This window comes from Nocardia ignorata NBRC 108230, assembly GCF_001612905.1.
Lineage (GTDB): Bacteria > Actinomycetota > Actinomycetes > Mycobacteriales > Mycobacteriaceae > Nocardia > Nocardia ignorata.
In genome coordinates this window covers 666,765-680,914 of record NZ_BDBI01000002.1, presented here as the reverse complement: position 1 = coordinate 680,914, position 14,150 = coordinate 666,765, and the positions used below count along the sequence as shown (strand labels likewise).

At 68.8% G+C, this 14,150-nt stretch carries 11 protein-coding genes; 8 read left to right on the top strand and 3 right to left on the bottom strand.

What is annotated here, in order from left to right; all coding sequences use genetic code 11:
- Window positions 1-67: 67 nt before the first annotated feature.
- On the top strand, window positions 68-1,249 hold the full coding sequence (locus NI2_RS03440; protein ID WP_067485712.1) for a Cmx/CmrA family chloramphenicol efflux MFS transporter: 1,182 nt from the start codon (window positions 68-70) through the stop codon (window positions 1,247-1,249).
- An 87-nt stretch (window positions 1,250-1,336) separates the two neighbouring features.
- On the opposite strand, the gene ychF is transcribed toward NI2_RS03440, so the two are convergent.
- The gene (gene ychF / locus NI2_RS03435) at window positions 1,337-2,416 is read right to left on the bottom strand and encodes a redox-regulated ATPase YchF (protein WP_067485710.1); all 1,080 of its coding nucleotides are present in this window, start codon (window positions 2,414-2,416) and stop codon (window positions 1,337-1,339) included.
- A gap of 157 nt (window positions 2,417-2,573) precedes the next feature.
- Window positions 2,574-3,485, bottom strand: a complete 912-nt coding sequence (locus NI2_RS03430; protein WP_067485708.1) for a quinone oxidoreductase family protein — start codon at window positions 3,483-3,485, stop codon at window positions 2,574-2,576.
- A 366-nt stretch (window positions 3,486-3,851) separates the two neighbouring features.
- On the opposite strand from NI2_RS03430, the gene NI2_RS03425 reads away from it, so the two are divergent.
- The 7 genes from NI2_RS03425 to yczE all read left to right on the top strand — a co-directional run bounded on the left by NI2_RS03425 (window position 3,852) and on the right by yczE (window position 10,618).
- Window positions 3,852-4,694 (top strand): helix-turn-helix domain-containing protein, encoded by an 843-nt coding sequence (locus tag NI2_RS03425; RefSeq protein ID WP_067485707.1) that lies wholly within the window; start codon window positions 3,852-3,854, stop codon window positions 4,692-4,694.
- A 4-nt stretch (window positions 4,695-4,698) separates the two neighbouring features.
- The gene (locus tag NI2_RS03420) at window positions 4,699-5,112 is read left to right on the top strand and encodes a VOC family protein (protein WP_067485705.1); all 414 of its coding nucleotides are present in this window, start codon (window positions 4,699-4,701) and stop codon (window positions 5,110-5,112) included.
- A 184-nt stretch (window positions 5,113-5,296) separates the two neighbouring features.
- Entirely contained in the window at window positions 5,297-7,552 is a 2,256-nt protein-coding gene (locus NI2_RS03415) for a carbon starvation CstA family protein (RefSeq protein ID WP_067485703.1), read from the top strand.
- A complete protein-coding gene (locus NI2_RS03410; RefSeq protein ID WP_084475825.1) occupies window positions 7,549-7,797 on the top strand; it encodes a YbdD/YjiX family protein in 249 nt (82 codons plus the stop codon). The genes NI2_RS03415 and NI2_RS03410 overlap by 4 nt, the downstream gene beginning before the upstream one ends.
- A gap of 46 nt (window positions 7,798-7,843) precedes the next feature.
- Entirely contained in the window at window positions 7,844-9,331 is a 1,488-nt protein-coding gene (locus tag NI2_RS03405) for an AlkA N-terminal domain-containing protein (RefSeq protein ID WP_067485701.1), read from the top strand.
- Window positions 9,332-9,345: 14 nt separating this feature from the next.
- Window positions 9,346-9,849: a methylated-DNA--[protein]-cysteine S-methyltransferase gene (locus NI2_RS03400; RefSeq protein ID WP_067485699.1), complete on the top strand. Its 504-nt coding sequence runs from the start codon at window positions 9,346-9,348 to the stop codon at window positions 9,847-9,849.
- Window positions 9,850-9,994: 145 nt separating this feature from the next.
- A complete protein-coding gene (yczE, locus tag NI2_RS03395) occupies window positions 9,995-10,618 on the top strand; it encodes a membrane protein YczE (protein WP_067485991.1) in 624 nt (207 codons plus the stop codon).
- A gap of 1 nt (window position 10,619) precedes the next feature.
- Here the strand turns inward: yczE and NI2_RS35525 are convergent, their stop codons facing one another.
- The gene (locus tag NI2_RS35525) at window positions 10,620-14,144 is read right to left on the bottom strand and encodes an AAA family ATPase (protein WP_067485697.1); all 3,525 of its coding nucleotides are present in this window, start codon (window positions 14,142-14,144) and stop codon (window positions 10,620-10,622) included.
- Window positions 14,145-14,150 lie beyond the last annotated feature (6 nt).

The window sequence follows — 14,150 nt, the reverse complement described above, 5'->3', positions numbered from 1 at the left end:
CTTCCGCACTCATCCCGGGTGCCGTCGTGGTGATGGTGGCGCCCTTGTTTCCGGGGAGTCTTCTCTTATGCCCGTTGTGGTTTTCGTGCTGGCTGTCGCGGTGTTCGCGCAGGGCACATCCGAATTCATGGTGTCGGGATTGCTCGAGCAGATAGCGGGTGACGTGGGAATCTCCCTCGGCGCCGCGGGTCTGCTGACCTCGCTGTTCGCGACAGGCATGGTGCTGGGTGCACCGTTGATGGCGACGGCGGCGGGCCGGTTGCCGGTCAGGTATTCGGTCACCGCGTTCCTGGCGCTGTTCTGCGCCGCCCACGTGGTGGGTGCGGTCGCGACCGGGTTCGGGGTCCTGCTGGTGACGCGGGTGGTCGCCGCCGTCGCCAACGCCGGGTTCCTCGCGGTCACCCTGGCCGCGTTGCCGCGCTTGGTCGGCCCGGCGTCGGTCGGCCGAGCGACATCTGTGGTGATCTCAGGAGTGACGGTCGCCTGCATCGCCGGTGTGCCCACGGGCACCCTGCTCGGGCAGGCATGGGGCTGGCGGTCGACTTTCTGGGCCGTTGCCGTGATCAGTGCGGCCGCGCTGGTTCCGGTGTGGTTCATGTTCGGTCGCGACGAGCGGCCGGACCCGCAGGCGCTGTCGTTGCGTCATGAATGGTCGGTCGTGCGGCTGCCAGAGGTCCAGGTAGCTGTCGCGGCTGGAATCCTCGTCAACGCAGCGACTTTCGCCGGGTTCACCTACCTAGGCACCATCACGAACGCCGCCGCCGCGAACGGCCGGTGGGTCCCCCTCGCGCTCGCCTTGTTCGGCCTCGGTTCGTCCGTCGGCGTCACGATCACCGGCCGCTACAGCGACACCCATCGCCACCGGATCATCACCGCCGGAACCATTGCGCTCCTCGCGGTCTGGCTACTGGCCGCACTCACCGCGCACCTGCTGATCGGGGTGCTGATCATGGCAGTGGTGACCGGCACGGTCGCGTTCGGCGTGGGGTCGACACTGATCGCCACGATCGTGCGAATCGCCGCCCCCACCGCGCCGCGCATCGCAGGCGCCCTGGCGACCACCGCATTCAATGTCGGCGCGGTTCTCGGCCCGATCACCGCCGGCCTCGTCGTCGACCGCACCACCCGTCCCGCCACGGCATGGCTGTGCAGCGCCGTCTTCACAAGCGCGGCGGCGGCCGTGGTTCTGGTGGCGCAGCGTCGGCATCGGGCGAACCCGAGCGAGAAGACGCGCGTAAACGCACGCTGATTCCGCGCATCTATCCGAGGCCGGCGTCGACGACCGACGCCGGCCTCCTTTGCTCCTGGCTCTTTCAGTCAGCCCATGTGCAACGAACTACACATTAAAGCGGAATTCGACGACGTCGCCGTCGGCCATGATGTAGTCCTTGCCTTCCATGCGGACCTTGCCCGCGGCTTTGGCGGCGGCCATGGAGCCGGCTTCGACCAGGTCGTCGAAGGCGACGATCTCGGCTTTGATGAAGCCGCGTTCGAAGTCGGTGTGGATGACGCCTGCGGCCTTGGGGGCCGTGTCGCCCTGGTGGATGGTCCAGGCTCGGGCTTCCTTGGGGCCTGCGGTGAGGTAGGTCTGCAGGCCGAGGGTGTGGAAGCCGGCGCGGGCGAGGGCGTGCAGGCCGGGTTCGGTCTGGCCGATGGATTCGAGGAGCTCGAGGGCGGATTCGTCGTCGAGTTCGAGGAGTTCGGCTTCGACCTTGGCGTCGAGGAAGACGGCGTCGGCGGGGGCGACGGCGGCCTTCAGTTCGGCGACCTTGGCCTCGTCGGTGAGGACGGATTCGTCGGCGTTGAAGACGTAGAGGAAGGGCTTGATCGTGAGCAGCGACAGCTCACGCAGCAACTCGGCGTCGATCTTCTTGCCCGCCGCGAACAGGGTGGTGCCCTCGTTGAGGAAACCCTCGGCGACCTTGGCGGCGTCGAGCAGGGGCTTGCGGTCCTTCTTGACGCGGGCTTCCTTCTCGAGGCGCGGGATGGCCTTCTCGAGGGTCTGCAGGTCGGCGAGGATGAGCTCGGTCTCGATGACCTCGATGTCGGCGGCGGCGTCGACCCGGCCGTCGACGTGGATCACGTCGTCGTCGGCGAATACGCGGACCACCTGGCAGATGGCGTCGGCCTCACGGATGTTGGCGAGGAACTTGTTGCCCAGGCCCGCGCCTTCGGAGGCGCCCTTCACGATGCCCGCGATGTCGACGAACGACACGACGGCGGGCACGATCCGCTCGGAGCCGAAGATCTCGGCGAGTTTGTCGAGCCGCTTGTCCGGCAACGGGACCACGCCGACGTTGGGTTCGATGGTCGCGAACGGGTAGTTCGCGGCCAGCACGTCGTTCTTGGTCAGCGCGTTGAACAGGGTCGACTTTCCGACATTGGGCAGGCCGACGATTCCGAGGGTGAGGCTCACAAGGATCAGAGTCTACGGGTCTGCCCCTACGCCGCGACCCCGCCCCGGCAGACCTTGTCTCGCACGAACATGGGTAACTCGTCGGGTACGCCGCCGATGACAATCTCCACGCACCTGAATCAGGCCAGAGTCGCGGGGAGGCGGAACAGCGACCAGCTCAGGGGACGAGGACGACCTTGCCCAGGTTGGTGCGCTGCTCGATGACGGCGTGGGCGGCGGCCGCGTCGTCGAGCGCGAACTCGGCGTGCACGACGGGGCGCAGCAGACCCGACGCGTAGTGCTGCCAGACCTCCTGGCGCAGGTCCTCGTAGCGGGCGGGGTCGCGCTGGGCGAGGCGGCCGATGCGGAAACCGGTAAGGGTCTTGCCGCTCGCGAGCAGGTCCTCGGTGTCGATCGCGCCGCTGCTGCCGTAGGTGACGGCGCGGCCGCCGTCGGCGAGGCCGGTGAGGGTGTTGCCGAGGTCGCTGCCGCCGACACCGTCGAGGGCGTAGTCGGCCTGCTTGCCGCAGTGCAGCTGGTCGTAGGTGTACACCTCGTCGGCGCCGAGTTCACGGACGAACCCTGCTTTGCTCTCGTCGGAGACCGCGGCGACCACCCAGCTCGCGCCGCGCACGCGGGCCAGCTGCACCGCGAGGTGGCCGACGCCACCCGCGGCGGCGGTGACCAGTGCGGTCTCGCCTTCGCGCGGGGCGACGGTGTCGAGCGCGCCGAGGGCGACGAGCCCGCTGCGCATCAGGGCGACGGCGTCGACGGCGGAGGCGCCGTCGGGAATCGCGGAGGCCTGGTCGACCGAGAGCAGCACGTATTCGGCGTAGGCGTCGGCGTCACAGACACCGACCACGCGATAGCCGGCGCTGTACCCGTCGACCCCGTCACCGACGGCGACGACCTCACCGGCCACTTCGGCCCGCAACGGCTGTGCCTCGCTGATGCGCCGGATCGCCGACAGGGTGACCCCGATCGCCTCCACTCGGACCAGCAGCTCACCGGCACCGGGCACCGGCACCTCGGCCGCGACGACCTCGAGCACCCCCGGACCATTGCTGCGCTCGTACTGAACCCGCCGCATGACACCTCCTACAGAATTGGACGAAGGCGCAAGATTAACCGGCTGACCTCGTGTTTCCACACGCCCGGAATCACCGAGTGCGATATCTCACCGCACACGCCGAGATATGGAGAGCACCTTCTCGATTCGGTTACCCCACCCAGAGCGCTCAGACGCGTGCTCAACAACACACTCCGCGAGGCGAAGCGCAGGCGCCCCGCATCCCACCTTCGCCGCCTGTGGACGCACGGCCCGAGCAGGTCCTCGTCCGTTGGCGGCGGCAGATGCGGCTCGCCGAGGTGAACTCGAGATCGCGGGTGCCATCGGTGCGATGCCGACATCGATCGTTCTGGCGAGCCACTTCAGCCCCGGCGTAGCGTGACGACTATGGAGGCGACCACGGAGGTGGTGACCGCAGCCCCCGCGCCGGTTCTCGCCGCGTTCATCGACCGGTACGTGGGCTATCGCATGACGGGCTACGCACCGGGATTGCACCGTGGTCTGCCCTCGCGGCACATGACGTTCATCGTGGCAGCAGGCCCGCCGATCGACGTCGTCGAGCAGACCGATCGGCGTCAACCACCCGGCAGCTACCGCTGTGTGCTGAGCGGACTACAAGCCGCCCCGGCGATGATCGCGCACACCGGTTTCCAGGAAGGTGTGGCCATAGAGCTCACCCCGCTCGGCAGTCGTGTGCTGTTCGGGATGCCCGCGAGCGAGATGTGGGATGTGACGATCGAATGTTCACAAGCGCGAAGGTCTTTGGGCGATCAGCTCGCCGATGCTGTGCACGCGCAAGATGATTGGCCGAGCAGGTTCGCCGCCTGTGACCGGGCGCTCACAGCAGCGGCCCGCACCGAATCGGTCCCCGGCCCCGAATTGTCCTGGGCTTGGCGCACTCTCGTCGGCACGGGCGGCACCTGCCCGATCAATCCCCTCGCCGAACGCATCGGCTGGAGCAGACAACACCTCACCCGCAAGTTCACCGCCGAATTCGGTGCGAGCCCCAAACTGGCCGCGCGGATCATCCGATTCGAACGCGCCCGCCGCATGCTCGCCAACACGCCGTCGTATGTCTCGATCGCCCAGATCGCGGCCACCTGCGGCTACTACGACCAGGCGCACCTGAATCGCGACTTCGCCGAACTGGCGGGCGTGGCGCCGACAGCATGGCTGGCCGAGGAGATTCCATCCGTCCAAGACCCGGGGGCGGCCAAGGCGCGAGGCTGAGGACATGACTACTTCCACCGACACCCGCGGCGCGGTCTGGCCGTGCCTGGCCTTCACCGACGCCCGCGCCATGATCGAATTTCTCACCACCGCCTTCGGTTTCGAGGCGACCGCCGTCTACGCCCGCGACGACGACCCGTCGATCGTCGAACACGGCGAACTGCGCTGGTCCGAAGGCGGCGGCATCATGTTCGGCTCCACCGGCCGCGACGACGACTCCCCCTTCTGCACCCGACCACCCGGCGTCGCCAACATCTACCTCGTCACCGACAACCCCGACGCCCTCCACACCCGCGCCACCGCCGCGGGGGCGACCATCATCCGCGAACTCCGCGACGAGGACTACGGCTCCCGAGGCTTCAGCGCCCAAGACCCTGAAGGCAACCTCTGGAGCTTCGGCACCTACAACGGTGAGTAGATCCGCTCCCTACCCCGCGCGACTTGCGGGGCCGCCGACTCGAGCGCGCCAGCGCTCCAACCAACACTGAACAAAATTTCATCTTGGGTGCGACGGCGTGTGATCCTGTCCGGCGCGCAGAGCACATCGGCTACGTTGTCGATGCTTCACCCGAGGCTCTGCGCGTTGTACAGGAGTTGAGTCAATGGCGACGACCATCGAATATCTGCGGACCGAACCGGACTTGCCTCCGGTCGGTGTCGTCGATCGCACGCCGATCACGCCCGCCAAGAAGGCTGTGTTCGCGGGGATCGGCGTGCTCGGCGCCGGCGCGTGGACCTATCTCGCGACAGCGCGCGGAGAATCCGTGAACGCGGTGTGGATCGTGATCGCGGCGGTGTGCACCTACGTCATCGCGTACCGATTCTATGCCCGGTTCATCGAATGGAAGGTGACCAAGCCGCGCGACGACGTGGCCACCCCGGCCGAGATCTACGACAACGGCAAAGACTTCATGCCGATGGACCGGCGGGTGCTCTACGGTCACCACTTCGCCGCCATCGCCGGTGCCGGTCCCCTCGTCGGTCCGGTTCTCGCAGCTCAGATGGGTTATCTGCCGGGCACCATCTGGATCGTCGTCGGCGTGGTGTTCGCCGGTGCGGTGCAGGACTACCTGGTGCTGTGGGCCTCGACCCGAAGGCGTGGTCGCAGCCTCGGCCAGATGGCGCGCGACGAGCTGGGTGCCGTAGGTGGCGTCGCGGCGATCGTCGCGATCCTGGCCATCATGACGATCCTGCTCGCGGTGCTCGCGCTGGTCGTGGTGAACGCCCTCGGTGAAAGCCCGTGGGGCGTGTTCTCCATCGCGATGACCATCCCGATCGCGCTGTTCATGGGTGTGTACCTGCGTTATCTGCGCCCGGGCAAGGTCGGCGAGGTGTCCGCGATCGGCATCGTGCTGCTGCTTGCCGCCATCGTCGGCGGTGGCTGGGTGTCGGAAACCGAGTGGGGCGCGGACTGGTTCACCCTGTCGCGCACCACCATCGCCTGGTGCCTGATCGCCTACGGCTTCTTCGCCTCGGTGCTGCCGGTCTGGTTGCTGCTCGCCCCGCGCGACTACCTGTCGACGTTCATGAAGGTCGGCACGATCGTGCTGCTCGCCGCGGGCATTCTCATCACCATGCCGGTGCTGAAGGCGCCCGCGGTGTCGGAATTCGCCTCCAGCGGTACCGGTCCGGCGTTCGCGGGCAGTCTGTTCCCGTTCCTGTTCATCACCATCGCCTGTGGTGCGCTGTCGGGTTTCCACGCGTTGGTTTCCTCGGGGACCACGCCGAAGCTGCTCGCCAAGGAATCCAATGCCCGGATGATCGGGTACGGCGGCATGCTGATGGAGTCGTTCGTCGCGGTGATGGCCATCATCACGGCCTCGATCATCGACCAGCACCTGTACTTCGGCATGAACGCGCCCGGCTCGCTGACCGGTGGCACACCGGAGACGGCCGCCGCCTACACCAACAAGCTCGGTCTCGACGGTCCGCCCGCGACGCCGGAGCTGTTCGCCGACGCGGCGTCGGATGTCGGTGAGCAGACGATCATCTCGCGCACCGGCGGCGCCCCCACGCTGGCGGTCGGCATCTCCGAGGTCTTCCACAAGTTCCTCGGCGGCGAATCGATGAAGGCGTTCTGGTACCACTTCGCGATCATGTTCGAGGCGCTGTTCATCCTCACCACCATCGACGCGGGCACTCGTGTCGCGCGGTTCCTGGTGTCGGATGCGCTGGGCAACTTCGGTGGCGGTTTCGAGAAGTTCCGTGATCCGTCGTGGCGGGTCGGCGCCTGGGTGTGTTCGCTGCTCGTGGTCGCGGGCTGGGGTGGTGTGCTGCTGATGGGCGTGAACGATCCGTTCGGCGGCATCAACGCGCTCTATCCGCTGTTCGGTATCGCCAACCAGCTGCTGGCCGCGATCGCGCTGACGGTGGTGCTCACCATCCTCGTCAAACGTGGGCAGTGGAAGTGGGCGTGGATCCCCGGTATTCCGCTGGTGTGGGACCTCGTCGTCACCATGACCGCCTCCTGGCAGAAGATCTTCTCCGCCGATCCCAAGCTCGGTTACTGGAAGCAGCACAGCCTGTGCCAGGCCGCCAAGGACGCGGGCAAGGGCTGTCTGACGGCCAAGACGCCGGAGCAGGTGGAGATCGCGATCCGCAACACCTTCATCCAGGGCACGTTGTCGATCGTGTTCGCTGTGCTCGTGCTCATCGTGACCGTCGTCGGTGCGCTGGTGTGCCTGCGCGCGATCCGCACCGGTGAGGTGACCAGCTCCGAATCCGAGGAGCAGCCGTCGAAGATCTTCTCCCCCAGCGGTTTCGTGTCGACGAAGGCGGAGAAGGACGTGCAGAAGGAGTGGGACGTGCTCATCGCCGAGGGCAAGGTGACCGCGCCCGGATCGGTGCACGTGTCGTGAGTTCGGCCGGGGATGCGGGCGGGCGGTCCATCGGATCGGCCGCCCGCGCCCTCGCGCACCGCGTCTGGGCGGGCGCGCGCTCGGTGGCCCGGTGGTACAGCGCGATCAACGGCGGCCAGGACTACCAGCGGTATGTGGCCCATCTGCGCCGCAACCACCCGGACCGCCCGGTCCCGTCCGAACGCGATTACTGGCGCGAACGCTATGCCGAAGCCGAGCGGAACCCCATTAACCGCTGCTGCTGAATAGGTGGCCGATTTCCGCTAGCACCGGGCCGGGTGCGCTGCCATTGTGGACAACGTGACCATCACGGCTTTGGACTTCGAGCGCTGCTACCGAGCGGTGTCGACCCGCGACTCCCGTTTCGACGGGCAGTTCTTCACCGCGGTCCGCACCACCGGCATCTACTGCCGTCCCTCGTGCCCGGCGATCACGCCCAAGCGCACCAATGTGTCGTTCCTGCCCACCGCCGCGGCGGCCCAGCAGGCGGGGTATCGGGCGTGCAGGCGCTGTCTGCCCGATGCCGCGCCCGGTTCGCCGCTGTGGAACGTGCGCGCCGACCTGGCCGCCCGCGCCATGCGCCTGATCGGCGACGGGGTGATCGAGCGGGGTGGTGTGCCCGAACTCGCCGCCACACTGGGCTATTCGCAACGGCAATTGACCCGGGTGCTCACCACCGAGCTCGGCGCGGGACCGCTCGCGCTGGCCAGGGCGCACCGCGCGCACACCGCACGGCTGCTGATCCAGACCACCGACATGCCCATGTCGGATATCGCGTTCGCGGCCGGCTTCGCCAGCATCCGCCAGTTCAACGACACCGTGCGCGAGGTGTTCGCGGTGAGTCCGACCACGATGCGCACCGAATCGCGCCGCTCACCACGCAACGACGTGGAGGCGCCCGCCACACCCGGCCTGCTGACATTGCGGCTGCCGTATCGCGAACCGCTCGATACCGGATGGCTGGCGTGGTTCCTGTCCGCCCACACGGTGCCGGGGATGGAGCTGTGGGAGAACGGGGTGTACACGCGCAGCCTGCGCACGCCGCACGGGCACGCGACCATCGGGTTGTCCTTCCGGCCGGGACATGTGCGAGCCGAACTGGCCCTGCGGGACATGCGCGACCTGGCGCCGACCGTGGCCAGGGTGCGACACCTGCTCGATCTCGACGCCGATCCGCTGGGGATCGACGAGGCACTGGGAATCACGCCGAACATCGGCGACACGAGCCCGTTCACACCGGGCATCCGCGTGCCGGGTTGCCTCGACGGACCGGAACTCTTGCTGCGCACCATGATCGGGCAGCAGATCTCGGTGCGAGCGGCGTCGACCCACACCGCGCGCCTGGTCGAGGCGCTCGGTGAACGGATCGAGGGCCCGGTACCGCTGCTGTTCCCCACACCCGCGGCCATCGCCGAACACGGTGCCGAGGTGTTGACCGGGCCCGCCCGCCGGATCGCCGCGATCGTGTCGGCCGCGCGGGCCATCGCCGACGGCGAACTGGTACTGCACTCGGGCCGCACCGCCGACGACCTGCGCCGCGACCTGCTCGCCCTCGACGGGGTCGGCCCGTGGACGGCCGACTACGTGACCATGCGCTCGCTCGCCGACCCCGACATCCTGCTCGACACCGACCTGGTCGTCCGCCAAGGCGCCGCACTCGCGGACATCGACCTCACCGACACCGAACGCTGGGCGCCCTGGCGCTCCTACCTGTCCATGCACCTGTGGAAGACGGCGCTCGTGCAGCGCGGCGCCGTCCCACTGCCCACGTACTCCTGACGGAAAGAGACATCATGACCATCACGCACGCCGACTACGCCACGGTCGGCACCCCGATCGGACCGTTCACCACCCTCGTCGACGCCGACGGCGCGGTCCTGGCTTCGGGCTGGACCGCCGACGCGACCGGGTTGGCCGGTCTCGTGCACGCGAGTCTGCGACCGGCCGAACTGCGGCAACGGGATTCGCTGGGCGAGGTCACCCGCGCGGTCATCGACTATCACGCGGGCGATCTCACCGTGATCGACGCGGTGCCGGTGCGTCAGCAGTCGGGTGAATTCCTCACGCAGGCTTGGGAAATCCTGCGCAAGGTGCCCGCGGGTGAGCCGGTCACCTACACCGAGTTCGCGGGGCTGGCCGGTCGGCCCGCGGCCACCCGGGCGGCGGCCAATGCCTGCGCGCGCAATGCGGCCGCGCTGTTCGTGCCGTGTCATCGGGTGCTGCGGATCGGCGGGGCGCTCGGTGGGTTCCGGTGGGGGCTCGAGGCCAAGAGGTGGTTGCTCACGCACGAAGGGTGAGGTGCGGCTCGCGCAGCTGATGGGTGTCGCGTTCGACGCGACGCGGGACCTTCCACCCGTAGCCCGGGGTTCGAGGCCCGGCACCAAACCAGTTTTCCATCATTGGCTATTTATTCAGGGTCCAGTAGGGCGCACGATGGTGCGCATGCTTACTCGCCGCCTGGTCGCCCTGTATGTGGGCCTGTGGTTGTACGGGACGTCCATGGCGGTGATGATCCGCGCCGGGCTCGGGCTCGATCCGTGGGACGTCTTCCATCAGGGCGTCGCCGGGCACGTGCCGTTGAGTTTCGGGATGGTGACCGCGCTGACCGGCGTGGTCGTCCTGCTCGCCTGGATCCCGCTGCGGCAGCGGCCGGGGCTCGGCACCATCAGCAATGTGGTGGTGATCGGGGTGGCGGTCGACGTCGGCCTGTGGCTCATCCCGGCTGCGGAACAACTGTGGCTGCGCGTGCTCGCCATGGTTGTCGCGGTGGTGGTGAATGCCGCCGCGACGGTTCTCTACATCGGCGCCGGAATGGGTCCAGGACCGCGCGATGGACTGATGACTGGCCTGGTCGCCCGGACCGGCTGGTCGGTGTGGACGATCCGCACCGGCATCGAAACGTCGGTGCTCGTCACGGGCTGGCTGCTCGGCGGCAGCGTGGGGATCGGCACCGTCGTGTACGCCTTCGGCATCGGACCACTGATCCAGCTGATGATCCCCTACCTCGACGGGCGGCTGCCCGGGTTCGAACCGACGCCCGCGAAGGAGGCGGCTGCGGTCGGGTAGGTCAGGCGACGGTGGTTTTGAGGTGAGAGCCGTTGCGGCCGCGTAGGACGTGGAGGCGGGTGGGGATGCGTTGGCGCATTTCGTCGACGTGGCTGACCACGCCGACTACGCGGCCGCCGGCGCGCAGTTCGTCGAGGACGCCCATGACGGCATCGAGGGTGTCGGCGTCGAGGCTGCCGAAACCCTCGTCGATGAACAGGGTGTCGAGGGTGACGCCACCGGCTTCGGTGGCGACCACGTCGGCCAGGCCGAGCGCCAAAGCGAGTGAGGCCATAAAGGTTTCGCCGCCGGAGAGGGTTTTCGCCGAACGGACGGAGCCGGTGTAGTCGTCGCGCACGTCGAGACCGAGTCCGCCGCGCCTGCCGCGCGGACCGGCCTTGTCCGAGTGGACGAATTCGTAACGGCCACCCGACATCCGGCGCAACCGCACCGACCCCGCCACCGCCACTTCCTCGAGCCGCGCGGCAAGCACATAGGACCGCAACGACATTCGCCGATTGTTCTCGCCGCGCCCGGCGACCACCTCGGCCAACCCGGCCAGCTCGTCGAATTCCCGCTGTTTGGGTGCGATCCGCTCCACCTCACCCCAGAGCTGGGTACTCAACTGTTCGAGTTGGGCGACACGCTCGGTCGCCGCCGACTGCGCGGCGACCGCTGAAGTGAGCGCATTCTGTGCCAGCGCGAACCGCTGCTCCCATTCGACCGGATCACCCGGAACACGCTCGGCCACTGCCTGAATCCCCGGCTCGGCCAACACCGCCTCGGCGTGTGCCCGCGCCCGGTCGGCGGCGGTGAGTTCGGCCTCGATCGCCGTCTGCTGCCGGGCTGTGCGAGCAGCCGCTCCGACGACCTGTGCACAGGCGGTGAGCAAGGCGATGTCGTCCCGCGGCGCGACCGGCTCGTCGGCCGGCTCTTCTTCGTCGTCCTCCTCGTCGAAAAGGTCGAACAGCGTCGGCGTCACCGGGGCAGCCGGGTTTCGGGGTGTGCGAGGCGGGGTTTCCGGTGTGTCGGACGAGTGATTCGCGGCCGGTCCCTCGGGTGTCGGCGACGCATCCTGTGAGAGGAATCCCGCTGCTGCCGCGAGGTTTTCGACGCGGGTGGCGATGCGGGTGACGGCTGTGCGGGCGGCGGATTCCGCGGTTCGGGCGTCGCGCAGGGCGGTGGCTGCGGTGATGAGGGATTCGAGGCGGGCGGCGCGGGCGTCGACTGAGGTGTCGGCACCCGCCGCGGTGCGCAGGCGGGCGGTGAGTTCGTCGAGGCGGGTGCGGGTGGTGGCGATATTGGCGGTGACGGTGCCGAGGCGGGCGTCCAGGTCGCGGGACTGCTCGTGCAGGGCCGACTCTTCGCTGCGAAGGGTTTCGAGGCGCGTGGTCAGGGCGGTCGCTTGGTTCGCGGTGTCGGAGGCGTCTTCGAAGCGGTGGGTGGCGGTGCGTACGGCGTCGGCGAGGGTGACGGGATCGGCGGCGCCACCGCGTGCGGTGAGCGCTTCGATCTCGCGTTCCAGGGTGGCGATGCGCTGGGCGACTCGGTCGCGTGCGGCCTCCGCGGCCTGCTCGGCGACCACTGCGGCGTCTTCGGCGTCCTTGGACACGGCGTCGTCGGTCGGCCGGGCCGGTTCGGGGTGCTCGGCGGAACCGCAGACCGTGCACGGCGCGCCATCGACCAACGCGCCCGCGAGCTCGGCAGCCATCCCCGCCAGGCGTCGCGAACGCAGGTCGAGCACCTGCTCCCGCGCATCGAGGTGGGCTCGCCGTGCCTCGTCGAGCTCGGCCTGCGCCCGGTCCAGAGCCGGTCGCTTGGTGGTCAATTCGACGGCAGCGGCCGCCGAGTCCTGCCATTTCGACAGGTCGTTGCGCAACCCCGGCAGCGCAGCGGCGGCATCGGTCGCCTCCCGCAACTGCTCCTGCGCCGAGGCGATCATCGCGGGCAGTTCCTCGCGCCTGCGCGCCAGCTCCCCGGCCCGCCGCGTCAACCGTTCGGCCTCCGCCTCGTGCGCCGCGAGATCCCCCGCCAGCTGCCTCGCGGTCACCGCCTCGGCCCGGACCGCCCCGAGAACGCCGATCAGCGCGTTCCACCGACTGACAGCCCCGTCGAGATCTCCCGCGACATCCCGCACCGGACCAGCCGCGACGCCCCCTGATGACGCGTCGCGCACGCCACCGCCGTTCGCACCGCTGCGGTGGTCGGCCTCTCCATCGGTATCAGTCGAGCGCGGCCGGACCGACCGCACGTCCTGTCCACGCGAACCGTCGAGCGAAGACGCCATCGGGTCCTCGAGGTGATGGCTCGAGCCGCCATCGGCGACACCCTCAGCTTGCTCCGACCCGTCGACCGTCGAGCGCGCATCCGCAGCGCGCGGACGACGATCGGAAGCCGTACCCGCATCCCCCGCCGCGTCCGATCGCGGGTTCTGTCGGGCCTCATCGGGCTCGTCGGTGATCACGGTCAGCAGGTCGAGACCCGGTAGGTCGGCAGCCGCTTCGGCGCGGAGCTGGGTGGCGAGTTCGGTCGCGGCGGCGCGCGTGGCGGTTTCGGCGCGGCGCAGGTCGCGGACGACGGTCCGGGCCTCGTCGATGGCCTGGACGACCGGTTCGGCGCGACGAGCCTGGTCGAGTTCGCGTTCCAGGGCCGCGCGGTGGGGGGCGGCAGCGGTGTAGGCCTCGAGTTCGGACCTGGCTGCCCGCATCCGGGCATGGAGTTCGGTGATGCGGCGCTGCTCGTCGGCTTCGGCGCGGGCGGCGTCGGACTCCTTCTGGCGCAGTTCGGTATTCGCGATGGCCTCGGCCAGTTCGTGGCGGGCCGTGGAGAGCAGATCCTGTGACCAGCTCACCGCGTCGGGCAGCCCGACCGATTCCGCGCCGCCGTACCCGGCCGCCATTCCCACCTTCGTGATGAGCCGGTCGATGCCCTGTCTCAGCACCCCGAGTTCGGCTTCGGCGGTGCGTCTACGGTCGGCCAGCCACCGCTCCGCTGTGCCGAAACGCTGTGTGTCGAAAAGCTTTTCGAGCAGCTTTTCGCGATCCTCGTTCTCCGCCCGCAGGAACCGGGCGAAATCGCCCTGCGGCAGCAGCACCACCTGGAAGAACTGGTCGGCGCTCATGCCGAGCAGCCGCAGCACCTCGTCGCCGATGTCGGTGATGCGCGAGAGGTTCTCGCCGCTGCCGTCGAGCCAGGTGAGTGTGGCCTTGGGCTGGGAGACCCGGGTGCCGGATCCGTCGCGCTTGGGTCGTTCGAACTCGGGCACGCGCGTCAGTCGCAGCTTGCGACCGCCGAGGGTCGCCTCGAGGCTCACCTGTGGTGGGGTGAGCCGGTCGGCGTGGTCGGAGTGCAGACGTTTGCTCTCACCGCGCGCACCGGGCACCTTGCCGTAGAGCGCGAAGGCGATGGCGTCGAGAACCGTGGTCTTGCCCGCGCCGGTGTGCCCGTGCAGCAGGAACAGCCCGTCGGCGCCGAGCTCGTCGAAGTCGACGACCGTGGTGTCGGCGAAGGGGCCGAACGCGGTCATCTCCAGCCGGTGCAGTCTCACGCGGCG